19 protein-coding genes are annotated in these 24,997 nt (G+C 43.2%); 3 read left to right on the forward strand and 16 right to left on the reverse strand.

Annotated features, from left to right (window positions below; genetic code table 11):
* Positions 1-20 precede the first annotated feature (20 nt).
* The 4 genes from DJ568_RS04990 to DJ568_RS05005 are packed head-to-tail and all read right to left on the reverse strand — an operon-like array spanning position 21 to position 4,613.
* On the reverse strand, positions 21-578 hold the full coding sequence (locus DJ568_RS04990) for a DUF4199 domain-containing protein (RefSeq protein WP_114004140.1): 558 nt from the start codon (positions 576-578) through the stop codon (positions 21-23).
* A 15-nt stretch (positions 579-593) separates the two neighbouring features.
* Positions 594-1,262, reverse strand: coding sequence for a hypothetical protein (locus DJ568_RS04995; RefSeq protein WP_114004141.1), 669 nt, complete (start codon positions 1,260-1,262; stop codon positions 594-596).
* A 4-nt stretch (positions 1,263-1,266) separates the two neighbouring features.
* Complete coding sequence (locus DJ568_RS05000) at positions 1,267-2,523, reverse strand: dihydroorotase (RefSeq protein ID WP_199560868.1); 1,257 nt, start codon at positions 2,521-2,523, stop codon at positions 1,267-1,269.
* Complete coding sequence (locus DJ568_RS05005; RefSeq protein WP_114004143.1) at positions 2,523-4,613, reverse strand: BatA domain-containing protein; 2,091 nt, start codon at positions 4,611-4,613, stop codon at positions 2,523-2,525. The genes DJ568_RS05000 and DJ568_RS05005 overlap by 1 nt, the downstream gene beginning before the upstream one ends.
* Before the next feature lie 117 nt (positions 4,614-4,730).
* On the opposite strand from DJ568_RS05005, the gene DJ568_RS05010 reads away from it, so the two are divergent.
* On the forward strand, positions 4,731-5,465 hold the full coding sequence (locus DJ568_RS05010) for a DUF72 domain-containing protein (protein WP_114004144.1): 735 nt from the start codon (positions 4,731-4,733) through the stop codon (positions 5,463-5,465).
* A 77-nt stretch (positions 5,466-5,542) separates the two neighbouring features.
* On the opposite strand, the gene DJ568_RS05015 is transcribed toward DJ568_RS05010, so the two are convergent.
* The 3 genes from DJ568_RS05015 to trxB form a co-directional block, all read right to left on the reverse strand.
* Complete coding sequence (locus tag DJ568_RS05015) at positions 5,543-6,280, reverse strand: hypothetical protein (protein ID WP_114004145.1); 738 nt, start codon at positions 6,278-6,280, stop codon at positions 5,543-5,545.
* Positions 6,281-6,293: 13 nt separating this feature from the next.
* Positions 6,294-8,597: a family 20 glycosylhydrolase gene (locus DJ568_RS05020; RefSeq protein ID WP_114004146.1), complete on the reverse strand. Its 2,304-nt coding sequence runs from the start codon at positions 8,595-8,597 to the stop codon at positions 6,294-6,296.
* A gap of 148 nt (positions 8,598-8,745) precedes the next feature.
* Positions 8,746-9,702, reverse strand: coding sequence for a thioredoxin-disulfide reductase (gene trxB, locus DJ568_RS05025; protein WP_114004147.1), 957 nt, complete (start codon positions 9,700-9,702; stop codon positions 8,746-8,748).
* 179 nt (positions 9,703-9,881) lie between these two features.
* On the opposite strand from trxB, the gene DJ568_RS05030 reads away from it, so the two are divergent.
* Positions 9,882-11,138 carry a hypothetical protein gene (locus tag DJ568_RS05030; protein WP_114004148.1) on the forward strand — a complete coding sequence of 419 codons (1,257 nt, stop codon included), beginning with the start codon at positions 9,882-9,884 and terminating at the stop codon, positions 11,136-11,138.
* Here the strand turns inward: DJ568_RS05030 and DJ568_RS05035 are convergent, their stop codons facing one another.
* The 8 genes from DJ568_RS05035 to DJ568_RS05070 form a co-directional block, all read right to left on the reverse strand.
* Positions 11,139-12,272, reverse strand: a complete 1,134-nt coding sequence (locus DJ568_RS05035) for a DUF4185 domain-containing protein (protein WP_114004149.1) — start codon at positions 12,270-12,272, stop codon at positions 11,139-11,141.
* Between the two features lie 103 nt (positions 12,273-12,375).
* Positions 12,376-13,899, reverse strand: a complete 1,524-nt coding sequence (locus DJ568_RS05040; protein WP_114004150.1) for a RagB/SusD family nutrient uptake outer membrane protein — start codon at positions 13,897-13,899, stop codon at positions 12,376-12,378.
* Between the two features lie 32 nt (positions 13,900-13,931).
* The gene (locus DJ568_RS05045) at positions 13,932-17,294 is read right to left on the reverse strand and encodes a SusC/RagA family TonB-linked outer membrane protein (RefSeq protein WP_158534874.1); all 3,363 of its coding nucleotides are present in this window, start codon (positions 17,292-17,294) and stop codon (positions 13,932-13,934) included.
* Between the two features lie 236 nt (positions 17,295-17,530).
* Positions 17,531-18,547 (reverse strand): FecR family protein, encoded by a 1,017-nt coding sequence (locus DJ568_RS05050; protein ID WP_114004152.1) that lies wholly within the window; start codon positions 18,545-18,547, stop codon positions 17,531-17,533.
* Positions 18,548-18,629: 82 nt separating this feature from the next.
* Complete coding sequence (locus tag DJ568_RS05055; RefSeq protein WP_114004153.1) at positions 18,630-19,187, reverse strand: RNA polymerase sigma-70 factor; 558 nt, start codon at positions 19,185-19,187, stop codon at positions 18,630-18,632.
* Between the two features lie 351 nt (positions 19,188-19,538).
* Positions 19,539-21,008, reverse strand: coding sequence for an IMP dehydrogenase (guaB, locus tag DJ568_RS05060; protein ID WP_114004154.1), 1,470 nt, complete (start codon positions 21,006-21,008; stop codon positions 19,539-19,541).
* 217 nt (positions 21,009-21,225) lie between these two features.
* Positions 21,226-22,500 carry a M16 family metallopeptidase gene (locus DJ568_RS05065; protein WP_114004155.1) on the reverse strand — a complete coding sequence of 425 codons (1,275 nt, stop codon included), beginning with the start codon at positions 22,498-22,500 and terminating at the stop codon, positions 21,226-21,228.
* A 55-nt stretch (positions 22,501-22,555) separates the two neighbouring features.
* Positions 22,556-23,800: a M16 family metallopeptidase gene (locus tag DJ568_RS05070; protein ID WP_114004156.1), complete on the reverse strand. Its 1,245-nt coding sequence runs from the start codon at positions 23,798-23,800 to the stop codon at positions 22,556-22,558.
* A gap of 124 nt (positions 23,801-23,924) precedes the next feature.
* Between DJ568_RS05070 and DJ568_RS05075 the strand changes: the two genes are divergently transcribed.
* Complete coding sequence (locus DJ568_RS05075; RefSeq protein WP_114004157.1) at positions 23,925-24,488, forward strand: hypothetical protein; 564 nt, start codon at positions 23,925-23,927, stop codon at positions 24,486-24,488.
* A gap of 79 nt (positions 24,489-24,567) precedes the next feature.
* Here DJ568_RS05075 and DJ568_RS05080 read toward each other — a convergent pair whose 3' ends face one another.
* Entirely contained in the window at positions 24,568-24,912 is a 345-nt protein-coding gene (locus DJ568_RS05080) for a phosphoribosylpyrophosphate synthetase (protein ID WP_114004158.1), read from the reverse strand.
* Between the last annotated feature and the right edge of the window lie 85 nt (positions 24,913-24,997).

The raw sequence follows: 24,997 nt of genomic DNA on the forward strand, positions 1-24,997 counted from the left end.
GCCTGAGATGGAATTTAGTTTTATTCAGCAGGCTGCTGTTCTATTACTTCCTGATCATTGTCATAGATCGAACGCTCCTTTTTAAATATGGCGGCTCCTATTAAACTAAGAATAGCCCCCATGATGGCCGATCCGACTGCTATAGCAAATACAGTCATAATCATGCCGTATTTATTAGTAAAGTCCATAGCCACCTTAACTTGCTCATCAGTCATGGTGCCTTTTTCTTCCATTTGCGCTTGTGCTACTTCCATAGCCTTTGTCCACTGGTCTGGACTTAAAAATCCCAAGTAGATGTAGGTAAACAACGCCGATAACAGTCCGGAAAATAAAGCGTATCTAAATCCTGCAGAAAATCCTTGTCCAAAAGTCATGTACCCGCCCAGTTCGTCGCGATATTCCTTTTGTGTTAACAGCAACAGCGCTATAAAAGGTATGTAGTTAATGTATTTTGCCGCAGAGTTAGGATCAATATCTAATAACTCGAATGCATATGTAAGCACGATGGTAATAGCGAGCCCTATAAAAGCCCATTTGGTGGCTATCCGGGTTGCTGATGGTTTTATTGTGTCGGTCATGGTTAATAATTTAGGTTATTTGAAGTTAGTTAATATCTCATAAACTGCAACATCAAACGGCTTATCGGGCGCATGCTGCGCTACGTCATCTGCTGCATTGGCCGCAGGTTTGGTATTTCTGAAATAAGCCATTATCGGGTAGAATAACTCTTTAAGTTCAGCATCATCAGGTAACGTAGCGGCAACACCGCTTATGTCAACCAGCGAACCTTCAGCAAGCACCTGGTTTGAAATTATCGGTTCGTAAATGCGATATTCGTCCTGAAACTCATCCTCATCAACCAATAAAAATTCCTTTAAAAAGTCTTCAAGCTCAGGTTCAATACCTTCGTCTTCACATTCATTAAGATATAACAATAAGTTTAGCAGTTCTGTGCCCCGGTCAATGGTCTCCTCCTCAATGGCTTCCCATTCCGGCGTATCCAGGTAATCTTCCTCCAGCTTTTTTACATCTGCGCTAAAAAAATTGATCAACAGCAAATCGAAGAACACTTCACGCAACACTTCAACCTGTGGGTTATTGTCAAACACGGCATCCAGCAGCTCAACTTTATTTAAAAAATCCTTGTCTGATGAAATTACCTCGTGAAACTCTTTGCCAAGTTCAACAGCGTTAAAGCCGCTGTATTTGCTATAGGCCTGTAAAGCGGCGTCAACTGCCGACCTGACTTTAGGAAATATCATAGTTTTATGATTTAAATAATTGGTTATTGTTACAGGTTAACAGCGTTTTTCCTGTTAAGTTTTGCCCAATATAAGGCGAATTGTAGGACTTGGAAAGATTGCTTTCGCGGGTATACGTCCACTCCTCTTTAACGCTAAACAGGGTTAAGTTGGCCCTTTCGCCCTCATTAATAACCGGCGTATTTACCGATAAGATATTACGCGGGTTTACAGCCATAGCCTGAACAATTATTTCGGCAGATAAGCCGGCCTTCACTGCGAGCGAAAGCGCTGTTTGTAAACCGGTTATACCATATTCAGCTATTTCAAACTCAACGTCCTTAAACTCCACCTCATGTGGTGTGTGCTGCGATACTATGGCATCAATCGTTCCATCTTTTAAACCGCTTACAAGCGCGTCGGCATCCGCTTTCGTACGTAAGGGAGGTTTCACTTTGTACATGCTGTCAAAGCCCAGCAAAGCTTCGTCTGTGAGTACCAAATGATGCGCGGCTACATCGCACGTTACTTTTATACCCTTGCTTTTCGCCTCTCTTATAAGGCTTACAGAGCGCTCTGTTGATATGGTGCTAAAATGTATTCTTGAATTGGTGTATTCGGCTAAATAAAGGTCGCGCGCAATCATCAGCTCCTCAGCCAGCGGAGGTATACCTTTCATACCCAGCATAGTACTGATGTGGCCTTCATTCACTTTTGCCTTGCCGGCAATGGCCGTATCTTCAGGGTATGAAAATACCGCGGCGCCAAACCCCTGGGCATACAATAAAGCCCGCTCCATCAACCCGGCATCCTGTACGGGCCGGTTACCGTCGGTAAAAGCTTTAGCACCACTGCTGTACATGTCATACATTTCCGCCAGGTCTTTCCCTTCACGCTTATATGATATTGTCCCCAGCGGAAAAACATCCACTAAATTATCTTTAGCACGGTTAAGCAGGTATTCAACTTCGGCTTTAGAATGAACCGGCGGCTGGGTGCCGGGCATCAACGCAAGCGCTGTGAAGCCCCCGGCGGCGGCGGCGGCAGTGCCGGTTGCTATATCCTCTTTAGTTTCCAGCCCCAACTCTCCTATATTGCAATTAAGGTCTAAAAAGCCAGGCGATAAAAATGCGCCTGCAGCATCGAACTCCTTCACGCCGTCAGCGTCAGTTATATTACCAATGCTGGCGATAACACCGTTCTTTATCAACACATCAGCAGTCTTGTTATTAAACGGTGAGTTTGGATCGGTAATCAGGGAGGCTTTGATAAGCAAATTCATCAGCGTTGCTTTAATTGAGTAGTTTGGGTTGACGCTTCCTGCTGTACGCTCCGTTTACCAATTTTAAAGTATCTTATCAGCACAATCTCGGCAGCCAGGAATATCAGTGTCAAAATTATACAAAGTTTCCATAAATGCATACCATTATTTACGTCATTAGCTACGCTTGTTAATGGTGTTTGTTCAGCTATAACTCTGTTATCTTTACCGGGCAATAACTTATCTATATCACCTGCGCTCAAGTAACTCAAATCTGATTCCGTCCTGTTATCATTAAACGCCAGCAACGCAACAATGCTGTCTTGCCTTTTAAGTTCGTACACGCCAGGTTCCAGCACTTGCCCGGGCAGGTAAAGCAGGGTGCTCCCCTCCTGTTGCCTTACGTCAGGTATAATTTTTTTTCCACTTTTTTCGATGCTTACCAACTGCTTTTCTGTGGACCGTAACGGCAGGGTTTCAATACTCTGGTTATTGCCAAGGGTATAAAATAGCGGCATATCGCGGCCGCTCAGTAAAGCTATCCTGTAAATAACCGGCAAAAAAAGACCATGCCGCTGCAGGTTGCTAAAATCATCACTTAACGCAACAGCGGCTATGTACACCCTGCCTGCATTACTTTTATATCCTGCCCAAAATGGCTGGTTACCGGCTATCTGCATTATATTTTCGCCGCCCGAGGCAGCTAACGCGTAATATTTTTTTACTGCCGGCAGATCGGGATTTTGAGGAACCTCATCGAATATGCTTTTAAACAATGGATTTTGAAGGTTTAAGAGGGATACTTTAGCATCACCGGCCACAAGCATTTGCGGATATGCCGCATTGAGGGGCTGCAACAATAATTTATAACTTGCAACGTCAGCATCTGCACCGGGAAACACAACCAGCGTACCGCCTTTTTTTACGTATAGTTGTAATTGCTGGGTAAGGCCCGGGGATATAGCATTAACATCACTGATGATTATCAGCGGGTAGATGCTTAAGCCAGCATAGTCAATGTTGCCTTCGGGCACCCTGGTAGTTTTAAAAAACGCGTCGGCTGCAAATGCCGCCTTAATAAAAGTATTTTCAACGCCACCGTCGATCAGCAGAACAGGCATCTGTTTTTTGACCTGGAAGGTGAAGAAAAATTTGTTATCAAATGTTACCGGGTTATCCTGCAGTTGTACTTCGCCGTGCTGCCAGCCGGCTAGTAAACCCGAAAAGCGTAGCGTATCTGTTAAAACCTCGTGCGGCTTAATAGTAAAACTACCTACGGCTTTCTGCTCACCGTTAACAAATAATTTTAAGGGCACGTTTGTGGCCACCTCGGTAGCATAGTTATGCAGCTTAACTACTAGCTTTTCGCTATCACCGGGCTTATGCACCGCACTCAATAACCAAACAGAGTCTACCGCTACATTGGCCAGCGCGTTTGACTTAACCTGCACCAGGTTAACCGGCGTACCCTTATTTGTGGTAACAGCGCTTCCGGGAGCGATGTTTTTTTGCAGGTCAGATATAATGTAGATACTACTGGCCACGCCGTTTTGTTCGTTGAGCAAACTTTGCTGCCTGTTGACTATCTGCTGCATATCACGGCTATAGGCGCTTACTTTTACCTGATCAACAGCATCGTTAAATTCATCCCGGCTTAACAGGCGCTGGTGTTTTCCTTCAAAGTCCTGTGTAAGCAGCTGAAACCTGTCGTTAAGGCTGTAAGCGGCAGCTATGTCTTTAGCTTTTTGCCGCGCCTGGTCAAGCAAAACGCCTTCGCGGTTGAGGGTTTGCATTGAATATGAATTATCTACGAAAATACTTACGACGTTTTGCCGGCCGGCATCTTCGTCGCTTTGAGGTATAAAGGGCCGGGCAAAAGCCAGCACTAAGAAGAACAAAGCCAATAAACGCGATAACAGGATGAGCCGCTCTTTTAAATTACGACTTGACGCTTGCTGCTCCTGTAGTTTTTTTAAGAACTGTACATTACTGAAATATACTTTTTTATATCTGCGGAAATTAAAAAGATGTATTGCCACCGGAATGGCCAATGACGCCAATGCAAATAAAAACGCGGGATACAAAAAGTGCATATATGCAAAAGTGGGCATACATGTGCAGATATGCAAGGCTCTAAATACGCTTAATACCACAACAGGTTAAGCAGGTATTTCGGCAGAATTAAAACAATTTTTCGCGCAATCGTATTAATCCGGGAAAGACTGGTTATGAAATGGCACATAGGATGTTCCGGGTTCCATTACAAGGGCTGGAAAAGAAAGTTTTATCCGGAAAACCTGGCACAAGCAAAGTGGTTTGAGTTTTACTGCGAACACTTCAGCACACTTGAACTTAATGTGACGTTTTATCGTTTTCCGCAACTCTCTTTTCTGAAAAGTTGGTACGACAGGTGCCCGGCCAACTTCAGGTTTTCCGTTAAAGCGCCGCGGGCCATTACCCATTTTAAACAATTTCACAATTCGGCAGACATGCTCGATAGTTTTTATGACACCATAAATAATGGTTTACAGGCTAAACTCGGCCCGGTATTGTTCCAGATGCCGCCGCGGTTTCACTACACGACGGATAAGCTTGAACGTATTATAAATAACCTAAACCCGGCGTTTAACAATGTGCTTGAGTTAAGGCACCAAAGTTGGTGGAACCCTGAGGTATATAAAACATTAGGGAAACATAACATCGCTTTTTGCGGGCAAAGCCATCCCGAGCTTCCGGACGAGGTAGTACAAAACACACCTGTTATTTACTATCGTTTTCACGGCGTACCATTGTTATATAAATCGCCATATACCACAGCTGATCTAAAAAAGGTTATTACACAAGTAAAGGCTAACAAAAAAGCTAAACAAGGCTGGTTTTATTTTAATAACGATATTGATGTAGAGGCTGTGTACAATGCTAAAGAGATGATAGGGCTGGTAAGTGATCATGCGCAATCGTAAACACCGTACTACAGGGGATTAAAGACCAGTGTTCTGCTACACGGTTATTTATAGGTTGAACCACAATCAACGTAATACTAATTTCTTTTCCGGCGTTTACTTTTATTTGATGATGACTTTTTGTTTGAGGGCTTATCTGCAACTGCTTTCTTTTCCTCTTTTACAGGCGTGACAGCACCGTCATCCTTGTCTGTAGAGTCTTTGCTGATCTGCTCGACAGTAAAACTATTGTTTCGCAAACCGTATTGAAGTACTCTTTTGGCACCGCTAAGTTTAGCTGTATTGCCCTCTCCGCCGTATATCGGAAACTCACGCATAAATTTTCCTTCTTTAATATAGAAGTTGTCTTTACCCCTATAGCCACGCTTTTGCTTTTTTGTCAGATCAGGGAAGTTAAGCTTGTTTGCTTTGTCTCCGTTAAACTCAAAGGGGTATATACGCGTAAAATTTAAGGTATCATCAGAGTTTGCATGTATCAATAACTCCGGGTTACCGTCAAGGTCCATATCTGCGTTGTACACATCCATAATAGCACCTTCCAGGTCGCCGGTAGTAGTAGTGTATTTGAGGCTGGACGAATCGGAGTGCAAAATCATAAACGCCCCTACTTTGGCCGCGCCACGGCCCCAACTCAGTACATCAAAAGCATTGCCGGGCGCTACCTCAATATACTTATGATAACGAAAGGGTGCTTGTACGGCAGGTGGCTTAATTATTTTAGTATTGTTATTAACTATCACCTTCCCCTCATTGCCGCCACAACCCGCCACAACGAGGCCACCTGCTAATAAAAACAGACAATATTTGATCTTCATATTACACTAAAACTTAATTTAATAGCGTCGCCGCCGAAAGTTCACCTTTGGGCCGGCCCGGCATCGTCATAAATACTTTTAAGATGCTTGTAGCACCTATATTAAAATATCTTACGGTTATTTTATGAAAGCCTTTTTGTAATGGTATTGCGCCGCCCTGCTCAAACAAGTTATGGCGGCCGTCATTATCAACAACGGGCTGATCATCTATCAGCAGTACAGATCCGTCTGCCGATTGCGTACCAAATTCATACGTACCGTCGGCAGGAATGTTAATATATCCTGTGTAAATAACACCGAATGTTTTATTATTCTTTTTAAAAGCCAGCGGACTAAATGTTTTAACCACCCCTGTATCTATGCGCGGGGCAGTTTCTATACGCCCGGTATTGCCAAACGTACCCGAAAACAGTTGGTATTTTACGCCTGGTGTTGTGCCGGCAAAAGGCACCGCCGGTAACGGCGCCCGGTTGTAAATGGTGGTTTTCGTCACCCGGCTGCGCTTGCCTGTTGGCGTAATTACCATGGTTTGAAATTCACGGTACTGGTTAGGCGGAACGCTGTAGCTCAGCGGTATGTTGTACACCAGGTCGGTTTCGCGCGGGGTATAACCGTCTATAGTATAATATATTTTAGCACCGTTTACCGGTGACTTAAGGGCAACATTGAACTGCGACGCGATTATGATAGTGTCTTGCGCGCCAATAGCAGGCGGCACCCTAAAATTATAGTTATTGCGCTCAAGCCAGGCAAAATGTTGCGGCAGCCTGGTTTCGCTAAAATCTTTAAAATTTTTGTTGGCAAGCGGTGTCCAGGCGATTTCTGACAGAGCAAGTAATCGCGGCAGCAGCATATACTCAATTTTATTTTCGGTTGCTATATACTCGCACCATAAATTAGCCTGCACCCCTATAATATACTTTTGTTGCTGTGCAGTTAATACAGCGGGTGTAGGGTTGTATGCATAGGTTTTTTCCAGTGGAGCCCAGCCGCCTATACCAACCGGTTCCTGAAAAAGTTTGCCCTGGGCATGATCCAGGTAGAGGCCCTGGCTGCTGGGCGTCATGATAACGTTATGATTTTGCTGTGCCGCGCTAATGCCGCCGGCTTCGCCGCGCCAGCTCATCACCGTAGCATTAGGCGCCAGGCCACCCTCTAATATTTCGTCCCAGCCGATGATGCTGCGGCCCTTTGAGTTAACAAACTTTTCCATACGCTGTATAAAGTAACTCTGCAGGCCATGCTCGTTTTTTAGCTTTAAGTCGCGGATCAGCTTTTGGCAGTACGCCGACTTTTTCCACACATCCTTTGGAACCTCATCGCCGCCGATATGGATATATTTGCTGGGGAAAAGATCAATCACCTCAGTTAACACATCCTGCAAAAACGAGAATGTTTTTTCGGTAGGACAAAAAACGTTCTTAAATACACCCCAGGTACCCATCACTTCGTACGTTTGCGTTGGGTCGCAGCTAAGTTCAGGGTAAGCAGTCAACGCGGCCAATGCATGGCCGGGCATTTCTATCTCAGGCACTACGGTAATATACCTGTCGGCAGCGTACCTGATAACATCGCGTATCTCGTCCTGCGTATAAAACCCGCTTACCGGGGTATCATCGTATTGCTGTGGAACGCGATCATGGTAATTGCCTATTACCGTTGCCGGACGCTTACTGCCTACCTGTGTTAAACGTGGATATTTTTTTATCTCGATACGCCAGCCCTGGTCGTCGGTAAGGTGCCAGTGAAAAGTGTTTAACTTATAAGCGGCCATAAGGTCGATATACTTTTTTACCGTCTCTACCGTAAAAAAATGACGGCATACGTCCAGCATAAAACCCCGGTAACCGTATCGCGGATAGTCATCAACTACCGCGCATGGTATTTTAGCAACACCCGAACGCTCAGCCGGAAAAAGCTGAATAAGTGTTTGTATACCGTAAAAAAGCCCCGCGCCTTTACCGGCGATAGTAACTTTTTGCGGTGTTATGGTTAAACGATAGCCATTGGCCCGAAGTCCTTCGGTGCCGGCGGATGTTAGTACGATACTATTGTCGATGCTACCAGCGCTATTTTGCCTGGGCTGAATGGCCAGCATAGTTTTATTTTTCAGGAAATCAGCCAAAAACAGCACAGCCTTATTGTTAACACTATCAGCAAGTAAACTGGTCTCCTTGCTTATAACAAATTCACCGGCGGTTTTGCGTACAGATACCGGGGCAGGTATGATACCCATGTTGGGGTTAACATCTTGTGCGCTTACGGCCTCTATAGCTGCAAATAACACACAAATCAGCTTAAATATTTTTTTGTACATCAGATTAAAAACGGTCAGTTTATAAAAATATGATGGTGAAGATAGTGATTAGTGATTAGAGGTGGACAGATTTGTTTAAAAATTTACAGTGAAAAAGGCCACTTGATTAAACAAATGGCCTTTTAAATAATTATCGTGAACGCTTTTGTTAAGCCGTTACTACGTGCTCTTTTGCTGCAAGATAACGCTCGGCGTCGATAGCAGCCATGCAACCTGTACCCGCAGCCGTTATTGCCTGGCGGTAAATATGGTCCTGCGCATCGCCGCAGGCAAAAACGCCTTCGATATTCGTTTCAGATGAATCGGGTTTAGTGATGATGTAACCCGTTTCGTCCATATTTATCTGGCCACGGAAAATTTCTGTATTCGGATGGTGACCGATGGCCACAAAAAAACCAGTGACATCCAGCTTAGTTTCCTGGTTTGTTTCGTTATTGATAACCAATACGCCATTCACCGTTTTACCATCGCCCAATATCTCTTTGGTTTCAGTGTTGTAAATAACTTCTATGTTCGGTGTATTTAACACGCGGTGAACCATAGCCTTTGAAGCACGAAATTCATCGCGCCGTACCAGCATGTAAACTTTACGGCAAAGTTTGGCCAGGTATGTGGCTTCTTCAGCGGCTGTGTCGCCAGCGCCTACTATGGCTACGTCCTGCCCGCGAAAAAAGAAACCATCGCACACCGCACAGGCTGAAACACCGAAGCCATTGTATTTTTGTTCCGACTCCAATCCAAGCCATTTAGCCGACGCACCTGTAGATATAATCACTGTATCGGCCAGTATGGTTTTACTTTCATCAACTACTACCTTATGCGGCAGGCTCGAAAAATCAACCGAGCTTACATAACCAAAACGGATATCAGTACCCAAACGTGCAGCTTGCTTTTCAAAATTCTGCATCATTTCAGGCCCCAATATACCTTCGGGATAACCGGGATAATTTTCCACTTCAGTTGTTTGGGTGAGCTGGCCGCCGGCCAGCATACCGGTGTACAATACAGGTTTCAGGTCGGCGCGCGAGGCATATATCGCAGCAGTGTAACCTGCAGGACCCGATCCTATTATAAGGCATTTAACGTGTTCTATTTCTTCAGACATGAGTTCTTATTAGTCAGCAAATTTACAACATAAGGTGCATTACAGCAACCTTCGTAAGTCAGTATTGTGCCATTTGAGCGGGTCTTTTTAATCAACATTGCAAGGCTTATCAACAATTACCCGCATTATAAATAGTGGGGAATAAATATTATTTTGGTAGCATAATCACGCCATTCTTTATGCACATAAACCGAATAATCCTGTTAGCAGTTGTATTGTTGCACGTAGCGTTTAATAACAGTAACGCACAAAACACCGGCTTGCCTTTTAAAAGAGATTATCGGTTTAAAAATACTATGCCCCGTAATGTGCTGGAAAGTTATCTGAGCAGGGCTATACAAATGTACGAGTATGGCAAAAGCGACAAATTTACCCAGTTTGGTAATACGATAAATAATCGTGATGATGATAAGCGGATGATAATAAATACCGGCGCCAAGTTTGTGGGCCGCGTTATATTTTCATTTGGCGAAGACGAAAAATTTAAAGATCCCAATTTTATAGGTTATGCCAAACGGCGTGTATCCGAGCTACATGCCGCCGACCCGGAAATCATCGCACAAGCATGCATATTTGAAATTGTTACCACCAAAATAAACGACATTGCCGTACCTGACTGGGTTTTCACTGCGTTTGGCCTACCGGTGGAGAACCGCAACTTCAAGTACAATGATATGCTGTATGCAAGTGGTTCGCGCGTTAACCAGTGGGCCGCCGGGCAAAGCGTGCCCGACATAAGCAGACAGGAAACGCGCCTTTGGTTTTACTGGCTCGCAAAACAATACATTGATGCCGGAATTGAGGCTTTACATTTTGGCCAGGTTGACCTGATGGCCGAAACCGATAAAAACAATGACTACGCCGGCTGGAAAGACATTTTGGGGAAGATACGGGTGTACGCGACCGGACATGCGCGCCGGAAAATGGTTTTGTGCGACGGACACGTACCCTTCGGCGGCTTGAAAGATGCATCCGGAAACCTGCTGCTTGATTTTCATTCTTTCCCGTTACGTCCTAAGGAACACGGTCCGCAAGCACAGCACCATACCATACTTAAAAAAGGTTATAGCGACTCGTTTTACGGACGAAGTAAGGGCGGCGTGACACCAAGCGGCTGGAGTTGCCAAAGCCTGCCCTACCTGGTTGAACTGGATTCATATGGAAACACTCCGCATACAGGTTCGGCCGGACCGGAGCCATACGATGTTTGGGGTTATGACGAGGTGAACTGGTTCGCCTCGCAACCGGAAGAATACCGCAATAAATGGTTGGTGTATGCAAGCAAGAGGGTAACTGAACTTGATCCGAACGGCTTCGTCATATTCACCGGTGCCGCGCCTGCAGGCACCTACCGGCTAAACACACGAGGCGCAAACTGCCTTAACTGCGGCAACGGCGAAAAAACAATTAAAGCTTTGTGGATTAGTAATAGATAACTATTGTATTCTTAACTTCGATTTTACCAAAAACACATTGTAAGGCTGCCACACCGACATCAAAAAATAAAGTTCATCACCACTGTTTTTTTGTGGGTGGATATAGGCCCCATATAATCCCGGCTGGGTTAGCGCACTAACCACGGTACGTGTCTTAGTCCATGGGCCGGTAATGTTAACAGCGCTGCGCATTACAATGCCATAAGGCCAATCTGTAAGATATGTTGTAATCCAGCGGTTAAAGTGCGTATTGTAAACTACTGATATTTCACCCACCGGGGCATCAAATATCTTAACAGCAGCTGCTTCGTTATTTTTTACCCATGTAGTTCCGTTCCAGTACTCATATTCGCTTTGCTGCAAAATATTCGCGTCTAAAAACCGCGATAAATAAGCTGCACCAAAACGGCCCGATCTGGTGCCGATCATATATACATAGCCGTCCTTTTTAGCGTAGGCTGCCTGTGCGAAATTACTGGTAGACGAAAACCTAACACCGGGAGCAGCGCTCCAAGTTTTGCCGTTATCAGCAGTCATATATAACGATGAGGAATTGGTTGTCCAATTGCCGGCTGTACCCCATTGCCTGATATCCATATAATGTATATAATCAACGTTACCCAAACGCACGGCAGCCGTTGGTATAGATGTGAAACTTCCGTTACCCGAAGTGTTGTGCGGGCTGGGTATAACTTCTATTGCCGAACCCGAATTGTCGGTAATCATGCCCTCAAAGCTAAGGCCATCGTCCAGGTTTGTATCTTTTGACCACGCCACCACATTTGATCGCCAGTTTGTACCGCTTGCGCCACCGGCATCGGTATATACCCAATCGCTGCCAAAGGTATCACCGAAAATGATTCCCGTTTGCTTGCCGCCTAAATCCCACATAATACCCAGGTCAGTACCGCCTACATTATAGTTTACATCCGTTTGGTTGGGATTAGGATATTTATCCCAGGGCAGTGTTTTGCCGGTAACGCGAGCTATGCCACGCGTATTATAGGTTTGCAAATCGCCAATGGCGGCGGTTTTAGGCGTATTTACGGTAACAACCGATCGCGGTTTTAGGGTATCGTCTTTTTTACAGCTAAACATAAAAAAGATGCTGAGAACAAGGAATGTTTTCTTCATACTATGCTGATGTCACTGAACTAATATACAACTATCTATATAACTTCATTACTAAAACTAAAAGCCGCTTGCGGGCGGCTTTTAGTTTTAATAAGTACAAAAATTATTGAGCAGGTTCGTTTAGCTTAGGATTAAGCAAACGTGCCTGGGTTGGTAACGGTTGTATCAAATCGCTCTCTTTGAATTCTCTAAGATGCGATGGTGATTTATAACCAAGTAATGGTACAATATTGCCAGTTTCCATATTTAGTGTCTGACGGGTTCGCAGCATATCAAACCAGCTAACATACTCAAAAGCTAATTCATGGAATCTTTCTTTCAGTACTTGCTCGGCAGTAATAGTACCTGCAACGGGATCAGTAGGTATCGCACGTCTGTGTACATCATTGTAAGCTTTTACAGCTGTCGCGTCGCTTGTGGAGCCACCATCAGCACGCGCTTTCGCTTCTGCGTTTATTAATAACACGTCGGCATATCTTATAAGCCAGATGTTTAAACCCGAACGGGTACTTGGAGTACTATGAAATGCGTCATCCCAAAATTTGTAATTCATTACTTTTTCTACGCCATCATCATCAGTAAAGGATAAGAAGAATTGCCTGTCCTGTTTTCTTTTGTCATTATCCGGATAAGTTTCATAAAACTCATTGGTCGGTAATAAAGCAGCTTCAAAAACAAGGTTTCTCGAAAGTTGTTCCGGCTCCGGAACATTTAGTAAAGGCACCATACCTAACGGCAGCTCATTATGAGCTCCTGACAATGTTGACGAACGTTGCACTTGAAAGATGTGCTCGCCCCGATTATTGTTAGCAGGATTACGGAGATCAGCATAGTTAGTAGCTAAATTTATCGCAGTACCGCCCGCTCCGGGGTTGATTACTTCTTTAGACTTTTCATAAGCCATATTGTAGTAGTCGTTACCTTTTTGCAACGGGAAACCGGCCATAGTAATATATACATGTGCTAGTAGTGATTTAACCGCCGACATACTTACATGCCCGGTTTCATCACGCCATGGCAGGGCTTTAGTTTCAGCTGTAGTGAGGTCAGAAACTATCTGATCGTAAATCCTGTCAATTTTCGCTTTCGGAAATTGCGTTTGGTCATTGCTAATACCTTCAATCGGTTCAGTAATCAAAGGCATTTCACCAAACACACGCACGCCATGAAAATAGTGCCAGGCCCGTAAAAAATGAAGCTGGCCCAGATAACTGCTTTTAGTAGCATCATCTAAAACCGTTGTTGCATTTATTTTAGAGATTGCCAAATTAATGGATTTTAAAGGGGCGTATATACCTCTATATGTTGAAAGAAGATAACCGTTACGTGGGTCAATATCGTCAAGTCGGTCATAAGTTGTTTCATCAGGCCCTGTACCAAAAACGTTATCGCTAAATCCCGTTAAAGATTCCATTGCCCAGTATTCAGAAAGGGGTAATCCGAGAAAAACGGAAACGTATGGAGTTTCCAATCCCTGGTAGGCGCCGTCTACAGCTGTTTTTATTTGGTTGGGCGTTGCATAAAACAATGGTGCCACAAGCTTTGAACGCGGCTTTTCTTCTAAAAATTTATTACATGAAGCAAATGACAAACTTGCTATTGCTGTTAAAATTATATATCGTTTCATAGTATTGTTAATTAAAAATTATCGAATGTTTGTTAGAAACTCGCGTTCAAACTAAATGAAACTATGCGTGGCTTAGGATACTGATAAATATCAACACCCTGATCAAGTTGTGGAGTAAGGGATGTGTATTCCGGATCAAAACCTGAATATCTTGTCCAAAGGAAAGCGTTTTCCACATTGGCACCGATAGTAAGCGATTTAACAAGGATATTTTTAAGCCATGGAGAAGTTGACGTATATGATAAGCCTATGTTACGCACACGCAAGAAGGATCCATCCTCAACTGCGTAAGAGTCAGCCACTTCGCTAGGATTACCTGAATCTTGTGGAGTACGCACGGCAGGTACCATCGTATTCTCATTGGTATTTGCTTTCCAGGCAGATTGGATATCTCTAAAACTATTAACAGTTACAGCAGAATTCTGCATCAGGTGCTTACCTGTATTGATTAGATTCAGACCATACATACCGCCAAGATCTATTAACAACGAGAATCCTTTATAGCTAAAACGGTTAATCAAGGTAGCTTCCCATCTTGGCATAGCGTTACCCAATGGTCTGCGATCATCAATATCTTTTGCACCATTATTATTTGCATCAAGCCATTTTGTATCGCCAGGCTTTCTACCATATTTAGCCGCTTCCTCTTTTTCATTAGTACCCCAAACACCTTGTCTAACAAAGCCATAAAACTCGTTAAGTGGGCGACCTTCAGCTATCCAACCGCCCCATGTGCCAAAAATTGGCACGCCAATCAATTTTAAAACTTTTGAGCGGTTCATAGTAAAGTTCGCGGTTGTACTCCACCTGAAGTTTTTATTCTCGATATTCACCGTGTTTAAACCTATCTCAATGCCGCGGTTACGTATTGCACCTATATTTTCAAAGGCATTCGGATAGCCCGTTTCCATTGAAAGTTCTTTGTTCAGCAATAAGTTCCTGTTCTCTTTGTTATAGTACTCAATAGTAAAGCTTACACGGTTGTTAGCAAAGCCTAGATCCAAGGCAACGTTAGACATAACAGCCTCTTCCCAGCCTAGGTTTGGATTACCTAAACTAAGCGGTGTAGCGATAGTAACAGGCGACCCGCCGAATACATAAGTACCTGTAGTAATTAAAGGAAGGCTTGAAAACGGAGTTAACAAGGCATTACCAGTTTTACCCCAGCTACCTCTTAATTTAAGTTGGCTAACGGTTCGCGCTAAGCTGCTTTCCTTAAAGAATGCTTCATTGTGTATATTCCAGCCTAATGCTATCGAAGGGAAAGAACCATATTTCTTACCAGAAGCCACTTGTGACGCCCCGTCAACTCTGTACGATGCCTGAAATAGGTAACGGCTATCGTAGTTATAAACTAACCTGCCGTAAAATGCATTAGTTTGCTCTTGCAACCAGTCAGATTCAGCCGCGCCGCGCACAGAGCCTGCTCCGATGTTGTTGAAGCTGTAATAGTCATCAAAAAAGTTGGTTGCTTGAGTCAGGGTGTAGGTACTGCGTCGATAAATCCAATCGGCACCTGCCGTTAACACAACGTTATGCTTGCCAAAATCGTGTTTGTAAGTTAAGAAATTACTGTTACTCCATTGGCCGATATTGGTATGACGACGGCGGGCGCGTCCTAAGTCAGTTGCTGAAACACCGGTCAAGGTGCGGCCTGCGTAGTAGAAATCATAATTACCTTCAGTTAAGCCACCTAAAGTAGTGGTTAAATCTAAATCCTTTGTGATGTGAAAGATACCTGTAAAGTTCGCATTTGAAAACGAAGTGCCTACAGTGTTTTTAATGCCATTTAACAAAGTAACCGGATTTTCAGAGTTTTCAGCACCCGGGTAATCACCCTGGAGTGAAGGTTTGCCGTCAGGATACGTCACCGGAAGAAATGGCAGCATCTCATACATTTTACGGATAGCAGTTGAGCTAAGCGGGTCAAGATCAACGTTATTGCCCTGTGCAGCACCAGTATTTATCTGTGCTTGTATATCAAGCCATGGCTTAACTTTCCACATAACGTTAACGAAACCTGATACGCGTTTTTCGTAGCTATTAAGTAGTAAGCCCTGAAGATTACGGTAGTTTAAATTAGCTGTAATGCTCATTTTTTCAGTTCCGCCGGTAAATGCTAATGAGTGATTGTTTGAAACGCCCAAACGGGTAGATTCATCTACCCAGTCAGTATTATACTTGGGTGAACCGTCAGCGTTAAACAAATCTGCTTTACGTGGAAAGTCTCTACCACCCTGTGCTATTGGAAGGTGTGGAGCAGCAGGATTGGCCGGGTTATAGTTATATTGGTCAACGAACAACTGCAAGCGCTCATTTGCGTTCATTAAATCGGGCTTGCGCAATATGGAGCTAAAACCCACATTGTTCGATATCGAAATCTCAGATGTACCTGCTTTACCCCGCCTTGTGGTAACAATGATTACACCATTTGAACCACGGGCGCCGTAAATCGCGGTTGCAGCGGCGTCTTTTAATATTTCCATCGATTCCACGATGTTTGGATCAATGTTGATGGGGTTGGCACCTATAAAGCCGTCAACAACCCATAACGGATCACTAGTAGTGTTAATTGAACCTACGCCACGAATTTTCACTGCTGGCGCACCACCAGGTTTACCTGAGTTTATCATTACGTTCACACCCGGCGCCCGACCTTGCAATGCTTGCACAATATTTGTAGAGTTGGGACGCTCACGTAATGCTTCACCTTTAACTGAACTTACTGAGGTAGAGACATTAGCACGGGTAATTGTACCATAACCTTGCACAACTACTTCTTGCAGGTTCTGGCCTTTGCCAACAGCCATTTGCACGTTAAACGTACGTGTTGAGCCTACGGTAACTGTTTGGTTATCGTAACCGATAAAGCTGAAAGTAAGTACATCAGTATCCGCGTCAACGTTAAGGGTAAATTCACCGTTTGCATCGGTATTGGTTCCCCTGTCAGTATTATTCAGCCTTACAGATACGCCAGGTAAAGGCTGACCATTTTCGTCAACTACTTTACCTGAAACCGGAAAAGCCTGGTTAACGGCATTACCCGGACCATCTGCCGAAACAGCTGATGCGGTTTTTATCGTGTTAAGCACTATCCGGTCGTTTAATACTTCGTAAGCAATACCATTAGCAGTCAGCAGCTTATCAAGTATGGTATTAAGCGACATTTTATTCGCAGTGATTGACACTTCTTTGTCAGTTTTAATAATGCTTTTGCTGTAAACAAATTTTACATCAGCACTTTTTTCAAGCTTTTTTAAGGCGCTGTTTAAGCTGGTATTATTTATAGTGATGGTCACCTGCTTGTTTAGTATAGCCTGGGCCTTGCCGGCATTGGCATACGATAAGCTTGTGAGCATTACTGCTATAAATACTTGGCCCAATGTTATCTTCATAATTGTACACCAGGATTTGGGTATGTGTAGAATAAATTTCATAACTTAGAAAGTTTTATTATCGTGAAAAAATTGAGATAAAACACAGCCCTTACACCTGCCTGGCAAGTGTTCAAATGGGCTAATTATTAAGGACGGGAGTGGTACCAGCACTCCTGTTCTTTTTTAGCTTGTTATGTTCTTAGGGTTCTTATCATAAATTTAAACTTAGGTGAATAACTCTGATAATTGGCTTATTAATTATTGTTCTTCAGTATGATGTTAGTATTGTTTATTTCATAGCTCACGTTAAGTGTCTTTCTTAATATCTCCATTACAGACACAAAATTCAACCCGTTAAAATCAGCGTTCAGCAGATAATTATCCAGCTTTTCATCAGTTGAAACGATGTTTACATTATAATGCCGGTTGAGTACTGGTATTACGGTTTTTATCGGAGCGTTGTCAAATGACAGGTTGATTTTCTTCCAGATGTCGAGATCAGATTCCCGGACACGTTTTTTAGAGTTTAAAATTTCCTTCTGTTTAATATAGGTAACCTGTTCATTCGGATGCAGCATAACCTCCTCTATCTTATCCTCGCTACTCTTAATCGACTTCACAGATACTTTACCTGTAACCACCGTAACATCGGCAAAACCGGATGCCTTTGAATCACGCACCCTAAAGCTGGTACCCCAAACTTTAGTTACCATATGCTCGCTGTAAATTATAAATGGCTTTGCAGCGTTTTTTGCAACATCAAAAAATGATGCTCCGGACATGGTAACTTCCCTGGTATTACCGGTGAATAGTTTTGGAAAACTAATTTTTGCGCCCGGATAAAGCCACACATGGCTCCCATCACTTAATATCTGCTCCTGTATTATTTTAGTGTTATTCACTATGTTAACCATTTCAAGCGGAGCAGATACCCCGGTGGCGGGCTTGTACTGCGCATTTAATAACACAAGCCCCACAGCGATCACCAGCATGGCCGCGATGCCTGTAACGGCATAGCTTAATCTTTTAATTGAAAACTTACTTGTCGTAACGCCTTCAGGGTTGGTTTTTTGCAGCAACTCGATATTACTCTCAATTGCCTGCTTAATCTTAAACTGAAGTTTAACTTTTTCGGCGTTGGTGTATGATGATACCTGATCGTCATCATTAACAAAGGAATTATACCATTCCCTTACAATCAGCTCCTCCTCGGCGCTGCAAGTACCTTTTAAATATTTATCAAGAAGGGCGGTAGGTATTCCTTTATCCATCTACAATTGTAATAGCTAATAATGGTTGTATGGGTATAGTCAGTTAACTATAACCTTCCCCCTACTCCCATGTAAAATTTTATTAAAAGAAAGAACCAAGGCTGGTGCGTAAGCGGCGCAACGCTTTGGTGATATGATTTTCGACAGTTTTTTCGGATATGCCCAGGCTCCGGGCTATCTCTTTGTTACTTTTATGCTCATCGCGGCTTAATTCAAAAATCGCACGGCACTTCTCCGGTAGTAAATTAACCTGCGTCTTAATTCTTTTATTCAGGTCGCTAAGCAGTACAAGTTCCTCGGTTGAATTGTCAAAGTCCCTGGTACTGTGCAAAATGGTTTGCTGATAATTGTTTTTTACCAGCTCGTGGTGTATATAATTTATAACCCGGTAGCGTACTGCCGAAAATAAATATACCGGTAAAGATGTAGTAATATGAAGTGAGTCGCGGCGCAGCCAAATGTCAGTAAATAAATCCTGTACTATCTCTTCGGCTACCTCGGTTGAACGCAAGCGTTTATAAGCCGCCCCGTACATTTTTTCCCAATAGCGGGCATATATCTCGTTAAAGGCATGTTTGTCATCCCCGCCACGCAATAATTCCAAAAGTTCAATATCAGATATTTCAGCATGATTTCTCATCGTACTCCCTTTATCAGAATCTTGTAATTAGGCCTATTATCAGCTAAAGTGAATAAAAGTTTTAATATTAACAAAAGTTAATAACGCCTGTATTTTTAACATTTAATCGCTAAAAATGGTCGTTTGTACATACAAATAGAATTTTGCCACACAACTGCATATAACATTAGCAAATACACAATAAATAATTGATATTATTATGAATTTGTTATCGCTTTAATATAGTATATATTTTTCAACTTGCCTATACAAGTTGTTGAAAACTTTAACAAACAATACTAAATATTATAATTGCTCATAAACGAAAAAAGAGACGCTGATGGCGTCTCCTTTAGTTTATAAGTACAGGTATTATCTGGTATAGTTGGGAGCTTCTTTAGTAATGGTTATATCGTGCGGGTGCGACTCGCGGATGCCAGAAGCAGTTATGCGCACAAATTTGGCCTTTTGTAATGCAGGTATATCTTTAGCACCGCAATAGCCCATGCTTGCCCGCAGGCCACCTACATATTGATACACCACTTCAGCCAATGTACCTTTAAATGGCACCCGGCCTACAATACCTTCAGGAACAAGTTTTTTGATATCGTCTTCCACATCCTGGAAGTAACGGTCTTTTGAGCCTTGCTCCATAGCTTCGATAGAGCCCATGCCGCGGTACGATTTAAAACGCCGGCCCTCATATATAATGCTTTCGCCGGGCGACTCTTCAACCCCGGCAAATAACGAACCTGCCATAATTGAGCTTGCTCCAGCCGCAACAGCCTTGGCAATATCACCTGTGTGTTTTATACCGCCATCGGCAATTACCGGTACGCCTGTACCCTCTAATGCCTTTGCACACTCGTAAACGGCATATAACTGTGGTACCCCAACACCGGCTATAATCCGGGTGGTGCATATTGAGCCGGGCCCAATCCCTACCTTAACGGCATCTGCACCGGCGTCAGCTAAAGCACGCGCGGCATCGCCGGTGGCTATATTGCCTGCAATAACCTGCAAATCAGGATATTTAGCTTTCACTTCCTTTAATTTGTCAATAACACCTTTTGAATGGCCGTGCGCGGTATCAATGGCTATAACATCAACTCCAGCTTTTACCAATGCGTCTACCCTGTCCATCGTGTCAGGAGTGACACCCACAGCGGCACCAACACGTAAACGGCCATGCTCATCTTTGCACGCGTTAGGGAAGTTTTTAAATTTTTGTATATCCTTAAATGTGATGAGTCCGATTAACACGTTGTTGTTATCAACCACCGGCAGTTTCTCAATTTTATGATTTTGCAGTATCTCTTCAGCTTGTATAAGGGTGGTGCCCTTTGGCGCAGTTATCAGATTCTCTTTTGTCATTATATCCATAACACGCTTATTGCCGTCTTTCTCAAAACGCAAATCGCGATTAGTTATAATCCCTTTTAACTCGCCACTACTGCTTACTACCGGAATACCCCCTATTTTATACTCCTTCATTATTTTAAAAGCATCAGCCAGTACAGCGCCCTCATTAAGTGTTACCGGATCTTGTATCATCCCGCTTTCTGACCGTTTTACTTTACGCACCTCATCTGCCTGGCGTTGTATACTCATGTTTTTATGTAGCATACCAAGTCCGCCTGCCTGGGCCATAGCAATAGCCAGCTGAGCCTCGGTTACGGTATCCATAGCTGCTGAAACCAGCGGAATATTCAACTTGATTTTTTTGGTAAGATAAGAGCTGGTATCAACTTCGCGAGGCAATACTTCAGAATATGCAGGGAGCAAAAGCACATCATCGTAGGTTAAACCTTCGGCAACAAATTTTGAGAAGTCTGGGTGCATAGCAAACAATTTTAGGAGTTATTATTTGCCGGGCAAAGATAAGGAATTATTTCAGATTCGGGAACTGATACAGTGTATTTATAGATATAAATATTGTTTACCGTATATTATTGCGATGCGATGATATTACTCCTTCTGACTAGATGATAATTCAGGATATATAAAAGCAAAGATTAAAACAATTGATAAAGAATAAACAATGAAGCATTTAACAAAATCAATATTTGCCCGCTATAACCTTATAAAACTGCGTAAAATCCCAATACTGCTCCGCTATATATTTTAGTTCAGTTGCGGATACTGTTTTTATCACATGCACGTAACGCTCGTAATAATCATAGCCCAAACCAGAGAAATAAAGGTTTTTAAATTTGTCGGCATGCGAAAATACATTCTCTAAACTACCAAGTAACGAGCCCAACATATAATTGCGTACAAGGTTTACCTCTTCGTCCGGAATCAAATCAGTTTTCAGCAACGTAATTTCCTTTTCAATTTCAGTCATCGCGGCGCGCGCAACATCAGCCCCTACCTCGCTTGCTATAAAAAAAGTACCTGCATTTTTTAAAGATGATACACCGGAGCCAATGCCGTAAGTGTAACCTTTATCCTCGCGTATATTAGCCATTAACCTCGACCCAAAATAACCGCCAAGTACCGTGTTAAGCACCTGTAAAGCCGGAAAATCTTTATGCGCGCGGGTGACCGATGGCGCACCAAGCCTTAGGGCAGATTGCAGGGCCTCCGGTTTTTCAAGGTAATAAAAGCGTTCGGCAGCGGGAGTTGCTGCCGGTTGCGAAAGGTCGGCAGGTTCTGTGTGGTTCTGCCACGCTTCAAATGTACTGCAAATAAGATCAAATATGTCCGGCTCAATTTTACCGGCAATTATCAAAGTGCAGTTGGAGGGCTGATACATTTGATTGTAATGCGCAAGCATATCTTCGCGCTGTAATTGCCGGTAATCTTCGGCAGTGGCGGCGTAACCATATATAGTATCGCCATGTACCGCTTTGTTAAATTGCCTGCGGGCTACAATATCGTTTTTTTGAAGGCTAACCTGGAGTTTTTGCTGTTGATTACGCACATAGGTATCCACTTCCTTTTGCGGAAAAATAGCCTCGGTCAACACATCAAATACTACCGGCAACGTTTGCGGCAAATGCTTGTTAAGACTAAACAAGGTAACCTGCGACTGGTCAAAACCATAGTCGGCTTGTAAAAAAGCGCCGTAATAATCAACCCTGTCGGCTATTTGGGCACCGGTAAAATTCTTGGTGCCTTCGGTCACCAACGCATTTACAGCCATATTAAGCAAGGGCTTTGCTGTATCAAAACGCAAATTGCCAAATATCCATTCAATCCTCACTAAATCTTGTCCGCCCGAGTTAAAGCTATATATATTACAACCATTATCCAGCTGCTTATGCTGAGGCTTAATTAAATTAATATCATTGATGGCATTAAAGCCGGGAGCAATAGTTCTGTCTAACATTTTTGTGTTTTATCAGGTTGGCTTAATTGATTAAACGGCATACTCAACAAGTTTATCAACTTGCCTTTTCCGCAAGGTAAATCAATGTTGATGAATTTTCTACACGAAATATTTTATTGGCCTCCACCTGTATATCATGCGGCGTAACAGCCAAAAATTTACCGGTTTCATGATTTAGCATGTCAGCATCACCAAAAAGTTCAAAGAAAGCCAGGTTCATCGCCTTTTCCAATAAAGCCATTTCACCAAATACCATGGTGGATTCCGTTTTGTTTTTCACTTTGGTAAGCTCATCATCCGGTACAGGGTTAGCCTTTATATTTTCGAGCTCTTCCCATATAGCGGCCTCAGCGGCTTCGATAGAAATATTTTCCAGGGGCTTACCCTCCACTACAAACATGCCCTTATCCATGCTACCCATTATGTACGCGTGTACCTCGCTAAATAGCTGACGGTCTTTAACCAGATTACGATAAAGCCTTGATGAGTTGCCTCGTGACAAAATATCAGATATCAACTCAGCTGCATGGAAGCCTTCATCAAGACGTCCGCCCATTTGGAAGGCTATATATACGTCATTAAGTGGCACTTTGGCGGTAACAGTTTGCCTGCGCGCCTCTTGCTGTTCAGCTTCCTGCGGTAGGTTACGAAGATATTTTTCGCCGGCAGGTATTGGCCCAAACCATTTTTCGGCCAGTTGTTTTACTTGTTCTGTAGTAATATCACCCCCAACCACTAAAATGGCATTTTGCGGGTTATAATGCTTTTTAAAAAAAGCTTTGACGTCTTCAATTTTCGCTTCGGCGATATGCTCAATTTTTTCGCCAATAGTGGCCCACCTGTACGGATGGGTTTTGTAAACCATCGGCCGCAGTTTAAGCCAAACGTCGCCATAAGGCTGGTTAAGGTAACGTTGCTTAAATTCTTCTATCACCACATTACGCTGTACCTCCAGGCTTTTTTCGCTAAACGCCAGGTTCAGCATCCGGTCGCTCTCAAGCCAAAAAGCGGTTTCTATATTTGCCGATGGTAGTGTTATATAGTAATTAGTAATATCATTACTTGTAAAAGCATTGTTTTCGCCACCAACACGCTGCAAGGGCTCGTCATACGACGGTATGTTTACCGACCCGCCGAACATGAGGTGCTCAAACAAATGTGCAAAACCAGTGCGCTCAGGGTCCTCATCGCGGGCGCCAACATCGTACAGGATGTTAACTACCGCCATCGGCGTGGTATTATCTTCGTGAACAATTACCCGAAGGCCATTGTCAAGTGTAAAACGGTTGAAATTAACCATGTATTAGCAGTAATTTTTATATGGCGGTAAAAGTAATTTTTATTTCGGATATCGGTTATTCGATTTCGGATTTTTACCTTCCTGTTAGTATTTTGATTTTTTACTTTTGAATTTGATTAAACCAATGCTTTCCCAACAACTTCTTGCAAAACTAATATCTTCAACAATAGGCAAAGCAAAAGTACTTGAGCTAACCAGCACAATCACCGAACAGCAGTTTCCGCTGTGCGATCTTATTGACCTTACCTTTCATCCTGACAAAAAAATCGCCTTTCGCGCGTCGTGGATACTTGAAAATGTTTTGATGCAAAATGCAAATGCTTACGTAACCGACCTCCCCTATTTGCTGCATCGATTTCCCGAAGTTAATCATGCCAGCAGCCAGCGGCATTATGCTAATATTCTTACCCGGCTTACATCATCAAAAGGCCATCCCGATATTAAGGCTGCATTGGCTAACATAAATATGGAACCTGTAGTTGAGAAATTATTTGACTGGATGATAGACCCAAAAGTGTTGGTAGCCGTGAAATGCTCGGCCGCAGAAGCATTAATGCACCTCAGCCAGCGTTACGACTGGATAACGGAAGAACTGAGAAATCAGCTTGAATTTTTAATGCGTAACGGCACTGCTGCCTTACAGGCACGCGGAAAAATGATTTTAAAAAAAATACAAACTAAGAGTTAAGAGCCAAGAATTAAGAGCTAAGACTGGATGTTTATCTTAAATCTTAACTCCTAATTCCTGACTTCAATTTTAGCTAAAGTTATGCTGTAGGCCTGTCTTCGCCATGCAGATTTGAACTTACCTGGCCATGGTGTAGTTTAGCAACCAGCGCGGCTGTTGCATCATCGGCATATACGCCATAGGCATTTACCAGCACCCCTTTCAGGTTATGCTTTTCAGAACTGATGGCATATACTATAGACATGTCTGAAGGGTTGCTTGGCCCTTCAAAGCGGTAAAATCCGTCGATTTCAAACTCATCAGGAAGCATCTCTATTCCCTGGCTATTGTCATTAACCGAATCATTGTCCAAACTTAAGTTAGCTGTATATCCTTTTTTAAAAAGGTCGTTAGTGGCATCCACTAAGGTTTCATAATTTTCCATGGTAGTATATTTTAGTGATAAATAATCAGCAGAGGTTGATAGCTGCTGCCTGATATACTAACCGTATTAAGCTAATATTTGTTTG

Origin of the sequence: Mucilaginibacter hurinus (assembly GCF_003324525.1) — a bacterium.
Classification (GTDB): domain Bacteria; phylum Bacteroidota; class Bacteroidia; order Sphingobacteriales; family Sphingobacteriaceae; genus Mucilaginibacter; species Mucilaginibacter hurinus.

Bases quoted from the DNA above. Each gene is read 5' to 3' on its own strand.
- DJ568_RS04990 (WP_114004140.1), bottom strand. From the start codon at position 578: ATGACCGACACAATAAAACCATCAGCAACCCGGATAGCCACCAAATGG.
- DJ568_RS04995 (WP_114004141.1), bottom strand. From the start codon at position 1,262: ATGATATTTCCTAAAGTCAGGTCGGCAGTTGACGCCGCTTTACAGGCC.
- DJ568_RS05000 (WP_199560868.1), bottom strand. From the start codon at position 2,523: ATGAATTTGCTTATCAAAGCCTCCCTGATTACCGATCCAAACTCACCG.
- DJ568_RS05005 (WP_114004143.1), bottom strand. From the start codon at position 4,613: ATGCCCACTTTTGCATATATGCACTTTTTGTATCCCGCGTTTTTATTT.
- DJ568_RS05010 (WP_114004144.1), top strand. From the start codon at position 4,731: ATGAAATGGCACATAGGATGTTCCGGGTTCCATTACAAGGGCTGGAAA.
- DJ568_RS05015 (WP_114004145.1), bottom strand. From the start codon at position 6,280: ATGAAGATCAAATATTGTCTGTTTTTATTAGCAGGTGGCCTCGTTGTG.
- DJ568_RS05020 (WP_114004146.1), bottom strand. From the start codon at position 8,597: ATGTACAAAAAAATATTTAAGCTGATTTGTGTGTTATTTGCAGCTATA.
- trxB (WP_114004147.1), bottom strand. From the start codon at position 9,702: ATGTCTGAAGAAATAGAACACGTTAAATGCCTTATAATAGGATCGGGT.
- DJ568_RS05030 (WP_114004148.1), top strand. From the start codon at position 9,882: ATGCACATAAACCGAATAATCCTGTTAGCAGTTGTATTGTTGCACGTA.
- DJ568_RS05035 (WP_114004149.1), bottom strand. From the start codon at position 12,272: ATGAAGAAAACATTCCTTGTTCTCAGCATCTTTTTTATGTTTAGCTGT.
- DJ568_RS05040 (WP_114004150.1), bottom strand. From the start codon at position 13,899: ATGAAACGATATATAATTTTAACAGCAATAGCAAGTTTGTCATTTGCT.
- DJ568_RS05045 (WP_158534874.1), bottom strand. From the start codon at position 17,294: ATGAAGATAACATTGGGCCAAGTATTTATAGCAGTAATGCTCACAAGC.
- DJ568_RS05050 (WP_114004152.1), bottom strand. From the start codon at position 18,547: ATGGATAAAGGAATACCTACCGCCCTTCTTGATAAATATTTAAAAGGT.
- DJ568_RS05055 (WP_114004153.1), bottom strand. From the start codon at position 19,187: ATGAGAAATCATGCTGAAATATCTGATATTGAACTTTTGGAATTATTG.
- guaB (WP_114004154.1), bottom strand. From the start codon at position 21,008: ATGCACCCAGACTTCTCAAAATTTGTTGCCGAAGGTTTAACCTACGAT.
- DJ568_RS05065 (WP_114004155.1), bottom strand. From the start codon at position 22,500: ATGTTAGACAGAACTATTGCTCCCGGCTTTAATGCCATCAATGATATT.
- DJ568_RS05070 (WP_114004156.1), bottom strand. From the start codon at position 23,800: ATGGTTAATTTCAACCGTTTTACACTTGACAATGGCCTTCGGGTAATT.
- DJ568_RS05075 (WP_114004157.1), top strand. From the start codon at position 23,925: ATGCTTTCCCAACAACTTCTTGCAAAACTAATATCTTCAACAATAGGC.
- DJ568_RS05080 (WP_114004158.1), bottom strand. From the start codon at position 24,912: ATGGAAAATTATGAAACCTTAGTGGATGCCACTAACGACCTTTTTAAA.